The organism is Nocardia sp. PE-7 (assembly GCF_030486425.1).
GTDB classification, from domain to species: Bacteria; Actinomycetota; Actinomycetes; order Mycobacteriales; family Mycobacteriaceae; genus Nocardia; species Nocardia salmonicida_A.
This window is the reverse complement of record NZ_CP129614.1, coordinates 1,679,163-1,693,728: the sequence shown is the minus strand read 5'-3', so window position 1 is coordinate 1,693,728 and position 14,566 is coordinate 1,679,163. Positions and strand designations below refer to the sequence as shown.

Below are 14,566 nucleotides of genomic sequence, written 5' to 3'. Positions count from 1 at the left end.
GATCGCGCAAGACTATGTGCAGCAGTTGGGATCGAGCACCGTGCACAGCGCGGACAGTGCGTCGCGACGGGCGCGGTGGATGGTGTTCATCCCTCGCCGTTCGGACTCCACCAGACCCGCTTTACGCAATTGGCCGAGATGGTGCGAGACCGTGGACTCGCTCAGACCGACCGCGGCGGCGAGATCGCCGCCGTTCTCCTCACCGAGCGGGCTGGTGAGCAGCAGTGACAGCAATCTGACCCTGGCCGGGTCGGCGATCGCCTTGAGCCGCAATGCCACCTCCAGCGCGGCGGCCTCGTCGACGGGCCCCGCCGCCACGGGCGCGCAGCAGACGGGGGCGGACATATCGATCATCGGTAGCGCCTTCGGCATGACATCGACCCTACTCGCGGTATTGACATATGTCGAAAAGGTGAGCAGACTCGACCTCACAAGTTCTTCGATATATGTCACACAAGTGGAGGTTCGATCATGTCTCGTATCCAACTGGCCCTCAATGTCGACGACCTCGACACCGCCGTGCGGTTCTATTCCACTCTGTTCGCCACCGAGCCGGCCAAGCGCAAGCCCGGCTACGCCAACTTCGCGATCGCCGAGCCCCCGCTCAAGCTCGTCCTGATCGAGAACGCGGGCAAGGGCGGGTCCATCAACCACCTCGGGGTCGAGGTCGAATCCTCCGAGCAGGTCCACGGCGAGATCGCCCGACTCTCGCGAGCGGGCCTGTTCACCGAGGAGCAGATCGCGACCACCTGCTGCTTCGCCACCCAGGACAAGGTGTGGGTGACCGGGCCGGGCGCCGAACGGTGGGAGGTCTACACGGTGCTGTCCGACAGCGAAACCTTCGGCACCGCACCCGAGCTCGGCCGCACCGACGCCGAAGCGGTCGACGTCTGCTGCGGCACCGCCGCCGAAGCCGAGGCCGAGGGCGCCTGCTGCGGCACCGAGGCCAAGGCGAAGGCGGTCGACTCCGGCGCGAGCTGCTGCGGCTGATCCGGACCCCGTCGCGAGCGAGTTCACTCGATGTTCGCTTGCCTTCTTGATTAGACATCGATCAATATCGACGTATGTCGAATCAGGATCTGCCGCTGAGTGTGGCCGCACCCTCGTGTACGGCCACACTCAGCACCCGCGCGCCGATGACCGGCGAGACCGCTACGGAGCTGGCCGTGCTGTTCAAGGCGCTCGCCGACCCGGTTCGACTGCGACTGCTCTCGGCGATCGCGTCACGCGCCGGTGGCGAGGCCTGCGTCTGCGATCTGTCGACGGGGATCGACGTGACCCAACCGACCATCTCCCACCACCTGAAGGTGCTGCGCGAAGCCGGTTTGCTGACCAGCGAACGCCGCGCGTCCTGGGTGTACTACCGGGTCGTCCCGCACGCGTTGGCGCGGCTGTCGGACGTCCTCGCGATCGAGGCCGGAGCGGTGACCCTATGAGCACCGCGACCGAGCATCCCGCCGTCGTGGGCAAACTGTCCACACTCGACCGTTTGCTGCCGGTCTGGATCGGGGTCGCGATGGCCGCCGGTTTGCTGCTCGGGCACCTGATCCCCGGCCTCGGCGACACGGTGAGCGCGGTCGAGATCGACGGCATCTCCCTGCCGATCGCACTCGGCCTGCTGATCATGATGTACCCGGTACTGGCCAAGGTGCGCTACGACCGCATCGACGCGGTCACCGGCGACCGCAAGCTGCTGATCGGCTCGCTGGTCCTGAACTGGGTACTCGGCCCCGCGCTGATGTTCGCCCTGGCCTGGTTGTTCCTGCCCGACCTGCCCGAATACCGCACCGGCCTGATCATCGTCGGCCTGGCCCGCTGCATCGCCATGGTGATCATCTGGAACGACCTGGCCTGCGGCGACCGCGAAGCCGCTGCCGTGCTGGTGGCCCTGAACTCGGTGTTCCAGGTCTTCATGTTCGCCGTGCTCGGCTGGTTCTACCTGTCGGTCCTGCCCGGGTGGCTCGGCCTCGAACAGACCACGATCGACGTCTCCCCCTGGCAGATCGCGAAATCGGTCCTGATCTTCCTCGGCATCCCGCTGCTCGCCGGGTTCCTCTCCCGCCGCCTGGGCGAACGCGCCAGGGGCCGCGACTGGTACGAGCAGAGATTCCTGCCCCGGATCGGCCCATGGGCGCTCTACGGTCTGCTGTTCACCATCGTGATCCTGTTCGCCCTGCAGGGCGAGCAGATCACCGCCCATCCCGTCGACGTCGTGCGCATCGCCCTGCCCTTGCTGGCGTACTTCGCCGTGATGTGGGGCGGCGGCTACGCCCTCGGCGCCGCCATGGGCCTCGGCTACGCCCGCACCACCACCCTCGCCTTCACCGCCGCAGGCAACAACTTCGAACTCGCCATCGCGGTGGCGATCGCCACCTACGGCGCCACCTCGGGCCAAGCGCTCGCCGGAGTCGTGGGCCCCCTGATCGAGGTCCCCGTCCTCGTCGCGCTGGTCTATGTCTCGCTGGCGCTGCGTCAGCGATTTCCCACCACGACGCCCTCGGCCTCCCCGACCCACTGAAAGGCATTGCCCCACATGACCACCAAGCCCAGCGTGTTGTTCGTCTGCGTCCACAACGCCGGTCGCTCCCAGATGGCCGCCGGTTTCCTCACCCACCTCGCCGGTGACGCCGTCGAGGTCAGGTCCGCGGGCAGCGCGCCCGCCGAGACGATCAACCCGGCCGCGGTCGCGGCGATGGCCGAACTCGGCATCGACATCGCCGGCCAGACGCCGAAAATCCTCACCTACGACGCCGTGGAAACCTCCGACGTCGTCATCACCATGGGCTGCGGCGACACCTGTCCCGTATTCCCCGGCGTGAGTTATCGCGACTGGGTCCTGGAAGACCCGGCGGGCAAGGACACGGAGTCGGTGCGCCCGATCCGCGACGAGATCAGGTCCCGCGTCGAAGCCCTTGTCGCCGAATTGGTGCCGACCCACGCCTGAGTCCCGCCCTCACCCCGGTGGCCGGAACGCGGCGAATTCGTCGGTGACGCGCAGCCCGGAGTCGGTGAAGCGATACAGAGCCGCGGGCCGACCTCCCGCCCGACCGGAGGGCGCGGTGTCGCCGGTGGGCGTGATCACCTTGCGGCGGGTGAGAACTCGCTGGAGGTTGGTGGTATCGACGTCGTAGCCGAGTGCGGCGCAATAGATTTCGCGCAAGGTCGACATGGTGAACGTGTCGGGAGCCAGTGCGTAGGCGATGTTGGTGTAGGAGAGTTTGGCGGCCAGGCGGGTGCGGGCGTGGTCGACGACGGTGCGGTGATCGAAGGACATGTCGGGCAGATTCGAGACCGGGTGCCAGGTGGTGTCGGACGGGAGTTCGGGTTCGGTGGTGAGGGGGACGAGGCCGAGGTAGGCCGAGGCGATGCGGCGCGGGGCAGGCACTCGGTCGGGGTTGCTGAACACCGACACCTGCTCGAGGTGGTGCAGATCGCGCACGTCGACCTTCTCGGCAAGCTGGCGCCGGGCCGAGGTGTCGAGGTCTTCGTCGTCGCGCAGGCGGCCGCCGGGTAGCGACCACGTGCCTTTCTGCGGATCGAGCGCACGTTCCCACAGCAGAACCGCCAACTCGGGGTGCTTGGCGCCTCTACCTGCGGAAATACTTGAGGGGAAGCGGCGTACCTGGAACACCGCGGTGAGCGATTCGTGGATGGTGTTACTATGGGGCACGTTTTCGATTATAAGTCGAAAACCTGGTTAGGTGCGAATCGCGGCGATGGAGCCGCTCGCACGATGAAGGGAGCCACCATGGCGACGACGACTGCACAGCGGACGCTGATGGATTCCGTCTTCGACGGACCCACGGGCTACGCGGGTGTCGAGGCGACGCCGGAATGGGCGCAGGAGGTGCGCCGCCTGGCGCGCGAACGCAATGCGACCATCCTCGCGCACAACTACCAGCTGCCCGAGATCCAGGACGTGGCCGACCACGTCGGCGACTCGCTGGCGCTCTCGCGCATCGCGGCCGAGGCCGAAGAGGACACCATCGTGTTCTGCGGCGTGCACTTCATGGCCGAGACCGCCAAGATCCTGAGCCCGGCCAAGACCGTGCTCATCCCGGATCAGCGTGCGGGCTGCTCGCTGGCCGATTCGATCTCCGCCGAGGAACTGCGCGCCTGGAAGGCCGAGCACCCCGAGGCGATGGTGGTGTCGTATGTGAACACCACCGCCGAGGTGAAGGCGCTCACCGACATCTGCTGCACCTCTTCCAACGCCGTCGACGTGGTCGACTCGATCGACCGTGACCGCGAGGTGCTGTTCCTGCCCGACCAGTTCCTCGGCGCGCACGTCAAGCGTGAGACCGGCCGCGAGAACATGCACATCTGGGCGGGCGAATGCCACGTGCACGCCGGGATCAACGGCGACGAGCTCACCGAGCAGGCCCGCACCCACCCCGAGGCCGAGCTGTTCGTGCACCCGGAGTGCGGTTGCGCCACCTCGGCGCTGTATCTGGCCGGCGAGGGCGCGTTCCCGGCCGAGCGGGTGCACATTCTGTCGACCGGCGGGATGATCGATGCGGCGAAGGCCTCGCACTCCAACCAGGTGCTGGTGGCGACCGAGATCGGCATGCTGCACCAGCTGCGCAAGGCGGCGCCCGGGATCGACTTCCAGGCCGTCAACGATCGCGCGTCCTGCAAGTACATGAAGATGATCACCCCGGCCGCGCTGCTGCGCTGCCTGGTCGAGGGCGCCGACGAGGTGCACGTCGACCTGGCGATGGCCGAGGCCGGTCGCGCCTCGGTGCAGCGGATGATCGCCATCGGCAATTCCGGCGGTGGCGAATGACCGCCGCCGCGGTGCCGAGCCGGTAACGACCATGACGGTTCCGGTTTCCTGGGAGGCCGAGGTCGACCTGGTCGTCATCGGCGGGGGCGTGGCCGGTCTCACCGCGGCACGGACGGCGTCGTTGCGTGGGCTGCGGGTGCTCATCCTCAGCAAGGGCGGTCCGACCGATACCTCGACCCAGTACGCGCAGGGCGGCATCGCTGTCGTCGCACCGCTCGGCGACTCGGTGGACTCGCACGTGCTCGACACGGTCGAGGCCGGGGCCGGGCTGTGCGAGGTCGACGCGGTACGTTCGATCGTCGAGGGCGGGCAGGCCGCGGTGGCCGCGCTGACCGATCTCGGCGCGGTCTTCGACCTCGGTCGTGACGGGCAGATCTCGCGTACTCGCGAGGGCGGGCACAGCACGCGTCGCATCATCCACGCCGGCGGCGACGCCACCGGCGCCGAGGTGCAGCGCGCGCTCAACGCGGCGGGACTGCCGGTGGTGTTCGGCGCCGCCGCACTGCGCGTGGTGACCGGCGTCGACGGCGTCCGGGGCGTTATCGCGGTGTCGGACAACGGTTTCGGTGTCGTGCACACACCCGCTGTCCTGCTGGCCACCGGCGGGCTCGGGCAGCTCTACGCGCTGAGTACCAATCCGCCGGGCGCGACCGGTGACGGTGTGGCGCTGGCATTGTGGGCGGGAGCGGCGGTGGCCGATCTCGAGTTCGTGCAGTTCCATCCGACCGTGCTCTACACCCCGGGCGGGGTGGGCAGGCGGCCGTTGATCAGCGAGGCGGTTCGTGGCGAAGGCGCGATACTCGTGGACTCCCACGGGCACTCGGTGACCGAAGGGGTGCATCCGCGAGGTGACCTGGCTCCCCGGGATGTGGTGTCGCGCGCGATCGCCGAGCGCATGCGGACGTCGGGCACCGACCATGTCTTCCTCGACGCGCGCGCCGTCGACGGGTTCGCCCAGCGGTTCCCGACGATCACCGCGTCGTGTCTGGCGGCGGGGATCGACCCCGCGGCACAACTGATCCCGGTCGCGCCCGCCGCGCACTACCAGTGCGGTGGCGTCGTCACCGATACGCACGGGCGCACCGGCGTCGCGGGGCTCTACGCCGCGGGCGAGGTCGCCAGAACGGGCCTGCACGGCGCGAACCGACTGGCCTCCAACAGTTTGCTCGAAGGACTGGTGGTGGGTGAGCGGGCGGGCGCGGCGGCGACCGAACGTGTCGGCACCCGCGCGCGGGTCGACGAGATCTCTTCGTGGACACTGGAATTCGCTGATCGCTCGGTGGTGCAGCAGGCGATGACCGAGCACGCTTCCGTCGTGCGTGACGGCGCCGGACTCACCGAGGCGCTGACGCGTATCGATGCGGCGAGTTCGATCGTGCCGATGCTCGACACTGCCGAGGCTTCGGTGACCGCGGCCCCGCACCTGCGCCGAATCGAGGACGCGGCGCTCACCGTGACGGCGCGCGCCCTGCTGCACGCGGCGGCGGCACGTCAGGAGAGTCGCGGCTGCCACACCCGCTCGGAGTATCCAGGGCCCGTCGACGGGCAGCGGCACAGCATCGCGATCGCTCTCGACGCGCACGGCGCACTCGAGCTGTCCACCGCGGCAGTCGATTTCGCGCCCTTGCCGACCGGGGCGCGGTGACATCGCACGCCCGGTCTGTTGTTCAAGCAATTCCGGCGGAGCGAGACTCGCCCCGCCCGATCGACGCGGCGCACAGTCGCCCGGAGAACAGGAGTGCAGTGATGGCTCTGGACGCCACCCTGGACCGTGATCAGCTGCTGACGCTGATCCGTACCGCTCTCGACGAGGACCTGCGCTACGGGCCCGACGTCACCACGGTCGCCACCGTCGCCGAAGACGCCGTGAGCAAGGCCTCGGTGGTCTCGCGCCAGCACGGCACCGTCGCGGGCATCGACGTCGGGCTGCTCGTGCTCGACGAGGTGCTCGGCGCGGACGCCTACGAGATCACCGCGCGAGTCCCCGACGGCACCCGGGTGGAGCCGGGCACGTCGGTACTGAGCATCGTCGCGCCCACCCGCGGCCTGCTCACCGCCGAACGGACGATGCTCAACCTGGTGTGCCACCTGTCCGGCATCGCCACCGCGACCGCCGCCTGGGTCGACGCGGTCGAGGGCACCGCGTGCAAGATCCGCGACAGCCGGAAAACGTTGCCCGGCCTGCGCGCCCTGCAGAAGTACGCGGTCCGCGTCGGTGGCGGCGTGAACCATCGGATGGGGCTCGGCGATGCCGCGCTGATCAAGGACAACCATGTGGTCGCCGCGGGTTCGGTCGTCGACGCCCTGCGCGCGGTCCGCGCATTGGCCCCGGATATCGCCTGCGAGGTCGAGGTAGACAGCCTCGAACAACTCGACGCGGTGCTCGCCGAGAACGTCGAACTGGTGCTGCTGGACAACTTCGCGCTCTGGCAGACGCAGGCCGCCGTCCAGCGCCGTAACGCGGCGGCTCCCGACACGAAACTCGAGTCCTCCGGCGGACTTTCGCTCGATCAAGCCGCCGAGTACGCGGGCACCGGCGTCGACTACCTCGCCATCGGCGCCCTGACGCACTCCGTGCGCGTACTCGATCTCGGGCTCGATATGTGAAACCGAAGGCCGGTCCCGGCAGTCCGTACAGTCGGAACATGGCATTGCAGTACGACATCCAGCCCGCCCCGCCGTTGCAGCTGACACCGGGCTGCACCGTCTACACCGGCGTAGTGCGGCTCGCCGTCACGGGGAGGTTCCTCCATTCCCTTCGTGCGGCGGCCGACGAGTTCGGCGTATTGATCCCCGATGTGGCGCCCTTGCGCGACATCGCGGACGAACCTCGGGTGTGGGCCGAGGCGTATGTCATGAGCACCGTGTCCTCCCCCGCCGGCGGATTCCCCGCCGGCGTCGACTACGTGCGTGCCACGTTCCTGGCTGATCCGCGCGGCGGCACCGACCGTCGGCTCCACCTCGGCGGCGCCGCGTACATCGGCAAGGGGATCGGCCTCGGCTACCGGATCACCGTGCAGACCGCATAGCCGTGTCGGCAGGACGAAACCGGAACAGCCCGGCCCCGTTCAGGAATCGTGGCGACGATCGCGATGCTTCGACGAGCGCCGATAGGTGCGTCCGCTCGGTACCGCGGTGGCGGCCGACGAGCTGCGCAGGGCATGGCGGCGGCGCCAGGCGACCAGATCGGGTCGCTCGGCGGGCTGCGCTGTGCCCTGCTCGGCTGTGGTCTTCATGGTCAAGGTCCTCCCCCGAAACAACGATGCCGCCAGGATAGGGAGCGGGTACGACCACATTCCACTGGTTTTCGGGTGAACCGATCCACGCGGCCCGCTATTCCTTGTCCACCGCAGGCTCGGCCTGTGCGGGCTTGCCCGGTTCCTCACGCGACACGGGCTTCTTCTCCATCGGCGCACCGATCAACACGTCCGCCCAGCGCGTGGTCGGATCGATGTCGAACAGCAGCGCCTTCACCAGCAATGTCAGCGGAATCGCCAGCAGCGCACCGAGCGCACCGAGCACCCACGCCCAGAACACCAGCGACACGAACGTGATGGTCACCCCGAGACCGACGGCATCACCGACGAACTTGGGTTGAATGATCGACTGGATCACGAAGTTGATCGCCGAATAGACCACGATCACCCAGATCATCAGCTCCGGCCCGCTGTCGAGCAGGGCGAGCAGCGCGGGCGGAATGACGCCGATGACGAACCCGACGTTCGGGATGTAGTTGGTGATGAACGACAGCAGGGCCCACAGGATCGGCAGCGGCACACCCATCAACCACAGTGCGCCACCATCGATCACGGCCACGATCGCTCCGAACACCGTCGACACGATGAGGTATTTGCGTGTCCCGGCAACGAAATCGCCCAGCGCCTGCGCGATCGCGGGCCGCTCGTTGGCCACCATCGCCAGCCGGCGGTTCATCGTCATCCCGTCGACGGCCATGAACAGCAGCAGCGCCAGCACGAAGAACAGATTCGAGAAGACCCCGAGCACGCCGCCGAGTACCTCCTCGATCACACTGGCGGCCTTGCCCATATCGATCCCGCTCAGCGCATTGTGGATCTGATCGGAGCTCACCCCGACACTCGACAGCCAGTCGCGCCCGTGGTCGAGCAATCTGTTGAGTTCGTCGGCATAGTCGGGCAGCAGCGAGGCCAGCTGCACCGCCGACAGCGCCAGCGCGCCACCGATTCCGAACAGAATCGCGACCACCGCCACCAACGCCGCCGCCATGCCGAGCCAGGCGGGCCAGCCCTTGCGTTCCGCCCAGGTCTGGATCGGCTGCACCGCGATCGTCAGCATGAGTGCGAGGAAGATCGGTCCGACCACGCCGGAGAAGGCCTCCAGTCCGGCGATGGTGACCACCATGGCCGCGAGCGACAGCAGCACGATCAGGCCGCGTGGAATCGACCATTCAGCAGGCGGGGCCGTGGTCGCGGGTTCGGTGCTCGGCTCGGACATGCGCCGAACGGTAGCCACGCGACGGTGCGGCCGCCTCCCCCGTTCCGGGTGAGATCCCGGCTCAGGCCGTTTTCATCTGTGGCGTCGGCGGCGGCGCCGCGGTGCTGCGCGTGACCCGACCCAAGGCCCAGAACCCCAGCTCGACCACCCAGAACACCAACAGCGCAGCGGTCACCACCAGCACCGGGACCGCGAGGAAGACCAATGAGGGCACCGCGATCAGCAACCAGCCGAGCACGTCGACCGCACGCGCCCCGCGCAACCGGCTACCGAGGCGCACCGCCGTCCACATCATCCAGCGTCGCGGCACCGACACCCCGGCCTCGTGCAGGCTGCGCCGGAATATCCCGTCCGCGTCGGCGGGTCCGACTTCGGCTGTGCGGCACAGATAGTCGTGCAGGATCGCGGCCCTGGTGTAGGCGCCGTAGCGCGGGATCAGCCACACCAGCGCGCGCGGCACCGAGGCGAAGTCGGTGCGGAATCCGGCAGGCACCGTGAAGGTTTCGACCGCGCCCTGATAGGTGAGCGGTTCGGTGAGCCGCCAGAATTTCGCGTCGAGTTCCTCGACGACCGGACCACCACCGATGAATGCCACGACCGTTCCTCTCACACCAACACCAGGCACCTACCTGGTGTTATGCGAAAATGGTATCGCGCAATGATCGCTCAGCCGCGTGGTTGCGAACTCGGATCGAAATCGCCGCTGGGCCGATACTGTTCGGCTCCGTACGGCAGGCGATAGCCGTCGGGATCGTCGCCGAAATCGGCCGGGCGCAGGTCACCGAGCAGTCCGGCGGCACCGGAACCGAGATCGACGGACGGGTGCAGCGCGGCGAGAAACAACAGCACGAGGGCAGCGAGGAAGGGCTGGATCAGCAGGGCGAGATCGGTGCCGACTTCCGCCGGCAGCGCGATGATCTGGCCGATCGCCGGATCATCGGGACGCGGATGACGCACGCCCGCAACCCATTCCCCGATCCACATCATCAGCGCCGCGCCGAGCCCCGAGGCGAACAGCATGCCGAGCACGAGAGCGGGCCCCCGGGTGGTCCGGACCCGCCAGGCACCGACCGCACTCAGCACCGCGACCACCGCGCCGACGCACAGGAACATCCCGACCGCGTCGAACAGGTGCAGGCTCTCGCCGGTGAGCACGGCGGCGCGGCCGGGCTGGGTCACCCGCAGCCGCTCGGTCGGGGCGAGCAGACCCCACACCACCCCGGCCGCCGCACTCGCCCCCAGCACCGCCGCGACGACGATGCCGACGCCGACGACCTCACGACGCAACACCTCAGGACGCTCCCCGCGGCCGAGCACTACCGACGTTCCAACCGTGCCGATTCGATGACACCGTGGCGCGAGCACTTGGCCCACCAACCATCGGGGCTGATCTGCACGACCATCCGGCGCCCGCACTGCTCGCAGAACCGTGGCGGTTCGAGACCGAGCGCGGCCGACGCGGGCATCGCGTCGTCGAGCCCGGGCACGATCCGCTTACCCGTGAACGGGTTGTAGCGCTCGTCCAATGCTGTTACCGCCTCTGCGAAGTGCGACTCACCTGCCGCGACCTGGGTCGATACTCGATCGTACACAGCGTTTTACAGGGTGTCGTTGAGCGCCTTGATCGGCATGCTCAGCTCACCGAGCAGGTCGAGATCGGACTCGGCGGGGCGGCCGAGGGTGGTGAGGTAGTTGCCGACGATGACGGCGTTGATCCCGCCGAGCATGCCCTGCTTGGCGCCCAGGTCGCCGAGGGTGATCTCGCGACCACCGGCGAAACGCAGGATGGTGCGCGGCATCGCGAGCCGGAACGTGGCGATCGCGCGCAGCGCGTCGGCGGCGGGCAGCACCTCGAGGTCACCGAACGGAGTGCCGGGTCGCGGGTTGAGGAAGTTCAGCGGAACCTCGTCGGGGCTCAGCGCGGCCAGCTGCGTGGCGAACTCCGCGCGCTGCTCGATGGTCTCGCCCATGCCGAGGATGCCGCCACAGCACACCTCCATGCCCGCTTCGCGCACCATCCGCAGGGTCTCGAAGCGCTCCTCGTAGGAGTGGGTGGTGACCACCTTGGGAAAGTGCGACTTGGCGGTCTCGAGATTGTGGTTGTAGCGGTGCACGCCCATCGCGGCGAGCTGGTCGACCTGCTCCTGGTTCAGCATGCCCAGCGAGCACGCCACCTGGATGTCGACCTCGTTGCGGATGGCCTCCACACCGGCGGCGACCTGCGCCATCAGGCGCTCGTCGGGACCACGCACCGCGGCGACGATGCAGAACTCGGTGGCGCCGGTCTTGGCGGTCTGCTTGGCCGCCTCGACCAGGCTGGGGATGTCGAGCCAGGCCGCGCGCACGGGCGACTGGAACAGGCCCGACTGCGAGCAGAAGTGGCAGTCCTCGGGGCAACCGCCGGTCTTGAGGCTGATGATGCCCTCGACCTCGACCTCGGGGCCGCACCACTTCATCCGCACGTCGTGGGCGAGTTCGAGCAGCGCTTCCAGGTGCTCGTCACCCAGGCGCAGTACCTCGACGGCCTGCTGCTCGGTGAGGCCCTCGCCGCGCTCGAGCACCTGCTCACGGGCGATGGCCAGAATATCGGTCTGGACGGGTGCCTGCGTCACGACGTGATGTCCCTTCGACGGGGGTGTGCGCACGAGCCGTGGGTGTGATCCACCCGGCGTGGCCGTGCAACTTGAACGGTGTTCAGGATAGGGTAGCGGCTGCGAGTGAGTCACGACACTCGGGTCGGAAAATCGGACGGAAGGACGCGCGTGCAACTGCGGAAGACGGATGTGGTCGATGCCGCCGTCGCGATTCTCGATCAGTACGGGCTCGCCGACCTGACGATGCGCCGGCTCGCCGGCTCGCTACAGGTACAGCCGGGGGCGCTGTACTGGCACGTCAAGGACAAGCAGTCCCTGCTCGGCGCGGTGGCCGACCGGATTCTCGCGCCGATGGACGAGCCGATCACGGCCACCGAATGGCCCGCGCAGCTCACCGAACTCGCCCACCGACTGCGCGACTGTCTGCTCGCCTATCGCGACGGCGCCGAACTGGTCTCGGCCACCTACGCCTCGCGTCTGACCACGAGCAAGGCGCGTGAACGCCTGGCGGGCATTGTCATCCGCGCCGGAATGACCAGGGAGGAAGCCGATCTCACGGCCTACACCCTGCTCTACTACGTGCTCGGTCAGACCGTCGACGAGCAGTCGCGCATGCAGATGGACTCGGTCGGCGCGCTGCCCGAGGACAACACCCCCTTGCTCGACACTCCCGATCCCACCGCGCGATTCGACTTCGGTCTGCAGCTGTTCATCGCGGGCGTGCGCACCATCCTCGGGGCCCGCGTGCGCTGATCAGGGTGGATCATTGCGATTGGCCTCCTGATAGCGGCGCACGAACGGCAGGACCTGCGCTTCGATGACCTCGTTGTATTCACGGGGTCGCTGAACCGGATTCGCGTGCTCGGTCCGAGTCGGCCGCACCACGGAGAGGTTGCCGTTGACGCCGCCGGACTGTTCGATCAGCACCCGGTGTGAATACTCCACGTCCACCACGTCATCGCGCGACGCCTCGCGGGGCCGGATGAACACGATCGCCGGGTTCCGCTTGTCCGGATGCGGCTTGCCGAGCGCCCGCAGATCCGCCGTGCCGCCGCCTGCCACGATCGCCAGGAACTGCGCCTCGATCAACCCGTTGCTGGCGGCATCACGGGAGAAGATCTTGTCGCGCAATACCTCTGAGGCCGCGTGCCCCATGGCGCGGTAGTCGATGTCGAAGAAGAGTCCGTCCCGCTGCGCGAAACGTTCACGCCGAGCCGACATCTCGACCACGAAGCGCAGGAGTCTGCTCTCCCTCGCCCCGGGCAACCAGCCCACCCACCGCACCAGATCGGCGCCGCGGCTGCGACTCTCGGGTCGGACCGCGTCCAGATCCATCGGCGTGCAGTCCAGCACAACGGCCACCAATCGCCGATCGCTGCCCAGGTGGATATGGCGCGCCACCTCGAGCGCGATGATCCCGCCCATGCTGTGACCGACCAGCACGATATTGCGAACATTGCCGTACCGCGCGGCCCGCACGATCATCTCGGCGATGACCTTGGTGTCGATACCGGCGTTGTCGTAGCGCACCGCCCACACAACCCCGAGGCGGCTGAGCGCGGGCAGGGCTTTGGCGGTCGGTGCCGCGTTGACTCCCCCGAGTCCCACCATATCGACGACCGCGGTATCCCAATCCCGCGCGTCAGCGGGCAGATTCGCGGGCAGCAACTCCGGCGTGGTCTGTGCCAGCCGATCGCGTTCGGGAGCCACATCGTGCACCCAGTACTGCCCGAACACGATCATCGCGACCAGCAGCACCCCGAGAATTCGCAGCACCGCCAGCCTGGTCCGGCGCCAACTGCGCCACCCGTGTCCCAGCCTGGTTTCCCGCAACCGATCCCGCCGACGCGCATCGTCGAAGTCCGCGACGGTGGACGGATGCCGATCGAATGACGACATCCCTCCACTGTAGGCACGCCCGCGCGGTGCTCTGCCCTACCTGGCGCGTCGGCTACCGCTCGTACCGCTGTGCGTAGCTGGTCGGTGGCTCGCCGAAAATCTTGCGGAAATCGCGGCTGAGGTGCGGCTGGTCCGCGTATCCGAGGTCGGCGGCGAGGACCGCCCAGTCGATGTCGACGCCGTCGGCGAGCCGCTCGGTGATCTCGTGCAGGCGGTAGCGACGGATCACCCACTTCGGCCCGATCCCGACATGTTCGGCGAACAGCCGCTGCACCCGGCGCACACTCAACCCGCAGCGGCCCGCGAGCTCGTCGACCGTGGTGAGGCCCGTGTCGTCGGCGATCATCGCCACCATTCGCCCCGCGCGCTCGGCCTCGGGGTCGGCGGCGGGCAGGTGCGCGCGCAGGTGGCCCTCGACCGAACCGACATCGACCGGGTCGGGCGGTTCCGGGCCGAAAACCGTTGCCGCGTCGATCGTTCGATCTCGCAGGTCCGACACCGGCCCGTTCAGGAACGGACGGAACGCCCCGGGCCGGAAGGCCACCCCGAACACCGACCCCGAGCCGGTGAGCTCGCGGTAGACGTGTGACGACGAGGGACCGTGCAGTTCGGCGCGACCGTCGCGGAAGGTCAGGTGCACGTTCGGCAGCGGCACCACCAACTGCCGAAACGGCCGCTCGTAATCCCAGTCGACGGCCCAGTACCGGTCGACATACCGCGCGAGGTCCGCCGAGGGTGCGATGAACCGGTGGCGCTGCGACATCTGCCAGGCACCGCCCAGTTCGCGGGGGTCGCGTTCCACCCGGCGAGTCTA

At 68.3% G+C, this 14,566-nt stretch carries 19 protein-coding genes; 9 read left to right on the top strand and 10 right to left on the bottom strand.

Annotated elements, in window-relative coordinates:
• Positions 1-12: 12 nt before the first annotated feature.
• Complete coding sequence (locus QX204_RS07930; RefSeq protein ID WP_301905913.1) at positions 13-372, bottom strand: Rv2640c family ArsR-like transcriptional regulator; 360 nt, start codon at positions 370-372, stop codon at positions 13-15.
• Positions 373-471: 99 nt separating this feature from the next.
• On the opposite strand from QX204_RS07930, the gene QX204_RS07925 reads away from it, so the two are divergent.
• The 4 genes from QX204_RS07925 to QX204_RS07910 all read left to right on the top strand — a co-directional run bounded on the left by QX204_RS07925 (position 472) and on the right by QX204_RS07910 (position 2,944).
• Complete coding sequence (locus QX204_RS07925) at positions 472-990, top strand: ArsI/CadI family heavy metal resistance metalloenzyme (protein ID WP_301905912.1); 519 nt, start codon at positions 472-474, stop codon at positions 988-990.
• Positions 991-1,136: 146 nt separating this feature from the next.
• Positions 1,137-1,436 (top strand): ArsR/SmtB family transcription factor, encoded by a 300-nt coding sequence (locus QX204_RS07920; protein ID WP_301907949.1) that lies wholly within the window; start codon positions 1,137-1,139, stop codon positions 1,434-1,436.
• Entirely contained in the window at positions 1,433-2,518 is a 1,086-nt protein-coding gene (gene arsB, locus QX204_RS07915) for an ACR3 family arsenite efflux transporter (RefSeq protein WP_301905911.1), read from the top strand. Before QX204_RS07920 ends, arsB begins: the two co-directional genes overlap by 4 nt.
• A 15-nt stretch (positions 2,519-2,533) precedes the next feature.
• Positions 2,534-2,944, top strand: coding sequence for an arsenate reductase ArsC (locus QX204_RS07910; protein WP_301905910.1), 411 nt, complete (start codon positions 2,534-2,536; stop codon positions 2,942-2,944).
• A 9-nt stretch (positions 2,945-2,953) separates the two neighbouring features.
• Here the strand turns inward: QX204_RS07910 and QX204_RS07905 are convergent, their stop codons facing one another.
• Positions 2,954-3,670, bottom strand: a complete 717-nt coding sequence (locus QX204_RS07905) for an NUDIX hydrolase (protein WP_301905909.1) — start codon at positions 3,668-3,670, stop codon at positions 2,954-2,956.
• A 78-nt stretch (positions 3,671-3,748) separates the two neighbouring features.
• Here QX204_RS07905 and nadA point away from each other — a divergent pair, with 78 nt between their 5' ends.
• The 4 genes from nadA to QX204_RS07885 all read left to right on the top strand — a co-directional run bounded on the left by nadA (position 3,749) and on the right by QX204_RS07885 (position 7,815).
• On the top strand, positions 3,749-4,786 hold the full coding sequence (nadA, locus tag QX204_RS07900; RefSeq protein WP_301905908.1) for a quinolinate synthase NadA: 1,038 nt from the start codon (positions 3,749-3,751) through the stop codon (positions 4,784-4,786).
• Positions 4,787-4,817: 31 nt separating this feature from the next.
• Positions 4,818-6,431 carry an L-aspartate oxidase gene (locus QX204_RS07895; RefSeq protein ID WP_301905907.1) on the top strand — a complete coding sequence of 538 codons (1,614 nt, stop codon included), beginning with the start codon at positions 4,818-4,820 and terminating at the stop codon, positions 6,429-6,431.
• 101 nt (positions 6,432-6,532) lie between these two features.
• Positions 6,533-7,393: a carboxylating nicotinate-nucleotide diphosphorylase gene (gene nadC / locus QX204_RS07890; RefSeq protein ID WP_301905906.1), complete on the top strand. Its 861-nt coding sequence runs from the start codon at positions 6,533-6,535 to the stop codon at positions 7,391-7,393.
• A gap of 38 nt (positions 7,394-7,431) precedes the next feature.
• Complete coding sequence (locus QX204_RS07885) at positions 7,432-7,815, top strand: hypothetical protein (RefSeq protein WP_301905905.1); 384 nt, start codon at positions 7,432-7,434, stop codon at positions 7,813-7,815.
• A gap of 39 nt (positions 7,816-7,854) precedes the next feature.
• Here the strand turns inward: QX204_RS07885 and QX204_RS07880 are convergent, their stop codons facing one another.
• The 6 genes from QX204_RS07880 to bioB all read right to left on the bottom strand — a co-directional run bounded on the left by QX204_RS07880 (position 7,855) and on the right by bioB (position 11,871).
• Complete coding sequence (locus QX204_RS07880) at positions 7,855-8,022, bottom strand: hypothetical protein (RefSeq protein WP_301905904.1); 168 nt, start codon at positions 8,020-8,022, stop codon at positions 7,855-7,857.
• Between the two features lie 97 nt (positions 8,023-8,119).
• Positions 8,120-9,259: an AI-2E family transporter gene (locus QX204_RS07875; RefSeq protein WP_301905903.1), complete on the bottom strand. Its 1,140-nt coding sequence runs from the start codon at positions 9,257-9,259 to the stop codon at positions 8,120-8,122.
• 61 nt (positions 9,260-9,320) lie between these two features.
• A complete protein-coding gene (locus tag QX204_RS07870) occupies positions 9,321-9,854 on the bottom strand; it encodes a DUF1353 domain-containing protein (RefSeq protein WP_301905902.1) in 534 nt (177 codons plus the stop codon).
• Positions 9,855-9,925: 71 nt separating this feature from the next.
• The gene (locus tag QX204_RS07865; protein WP_301905901.1) at positions 9,926-10,549 is read right to left on the bottom strand and encodes a DUF2567 domain-containing protein; all 624 of its coding nucleotides are present in this window, start codon (positions 10,547-10,549) and stop codon (positions 9,926-9,928) included.
• Between the two features lie 26 nt (positions 10,550-10,575).
• A complete protein-coding gene (locus QX204_RS07860; RefSeq protein ID WP_301908240.1) occupies positions 10,576-10,851 on the bottom strand; it encodes a biotin synthase auxiliary protein BsaP in 276 nt (91 codons plus the stop codon).
• A 6-nt stretch (positions 10,852-10,857) separates the two neighbouring features.
• Positions 10,858-11,871, bottom strand: coding sequence for a biotin synthase BioB (gene bioB, locus QX204_RS07855; RefSeq protein WP_301905900.1), 1,014 nt, complete (start codon positions 11,869-11,871; stop codon positions 10,858-10,860).
• Positions 11,872-12,021: 150 nt separating this feature from the next.
• On the opposite strand from bioB, the gene QX204_RS07850 reads away from it, so the two are divergent.
• A complete protein-coding gene (locus QX204_RS07850; RefSeq protein ID WP_063005105.1) occupies positions 12,022-12,606 on the top strand; it encodes a TetR/AcrR family transcriptional regulator C-terminal domain-containing protein in 585 nt (194 codons plus the stop codon).
• Here QX204_RS07850 and QX204_RS07845 read toward each other — a convergent pair whose 3' ends face one another.
• A complete protein-coding gene (locus QX204_RS07845; protein WP_301905899.1) occupies positions 12,607-13,752 on the bottom strand; it encodes an alpha/beta fold hydrolase in 1,146 nt (381 codons plus the stop codon). It lies immediately after the preceding gene.
• A gap of 52 nt (positions 13,753-13,804) precedes the next feature.
• Positions 13,805-14,554, bottom strand: coding sequence for a helix-turn-helix domain-containing protein (locus QX204_RS07840; RefSeq protein ID WP_301905898.1), 750 nt, complete (start codon positions 14,552-14,554; stop codon positions 13,805-13,807).
• Positions 14,555-14,566: the final 12 nt, after the last annotated feature.

Coding starts and splice junctions, on each gene's coding strand:
- QX204_RS07930 (WP_301905913.1), bottom strand. CDS start 372: ATGCCGAAGGCGCTACCGATGATCGATATGTCCGCCCCCGTCTGCTGC.
- QX204_RS07925 (WP_301905912.1), top strand. CDS start 472: ATGTCTCGTATCCAACTGGCCCTCAATGTCGACGACCTCGACACCGCC.
- QX204_RS07920 (WP_301907949.1), top strand. CDS start 1,137: ATGACCGGCGAGACCGCTACGGAGCTGGCCGTGCTGTTCAAGGCGCTC.
- arsB (WP_301905911.1), top strand. CDS start 1,433: ATGAGCACCGCGACCGAGCATCCCGCCGTCGTGGGCAAACTGTCCACA.
- QX204_RS07910 (WP_301905910.1), top strand. CDS start 2,534: ATGACCACCAAGCCCAGCGTGTTGTTCGTCTGCGTCCACAACGCCGGT.
- nadA (WP_301905908.1), top strand. CDS start 3,749: ATGGCGACGACGACTGCACAGCGGACGCTGATGGATTCCGTCTTCGAC.
- QX204_RS07895 (WP_301905907.1), top strand. CDS start 4,818: ATGACGGTTCCGGTTTCCTGGGAGGCCGAGGTCGACCTGGTCGTCATC.
- nadC (WP_301905906.1), top strand. CDS start 6,533: ATGGCTCTGGACGCCACCCTGGACCGTGATCAGCTGCTGACGCTGATC.
- QX204_RS07885 (WP_301905905.1), top strand. CDS start 7,432: ATGGCATTGCAGTACGACATCCAGCCCGCCCCGCCGTTGCAGCTGACA.
- QX204_RS07880 (WP_301905904.1), bottom strand. CDS start 8,022: ATGAAGACCACAGCCGAGCAGGGCACAGCGCAGCCCGCCGAGCGACCC.
- QX204_RS07875 (WP_301905903.1), bottom strand. CDS start 9,259: ATGTCCGAGCCGAGCACCGAACCCGCGACCACGGCCCCGCCTGCTGAA.
- QX204_RS07845 (WP_301905899.1), bottom strand. CDS start 13,752: ATGTCGTCATTCGATCGGCATCCGTCCACCGTCGCGGACTTCGACGAT.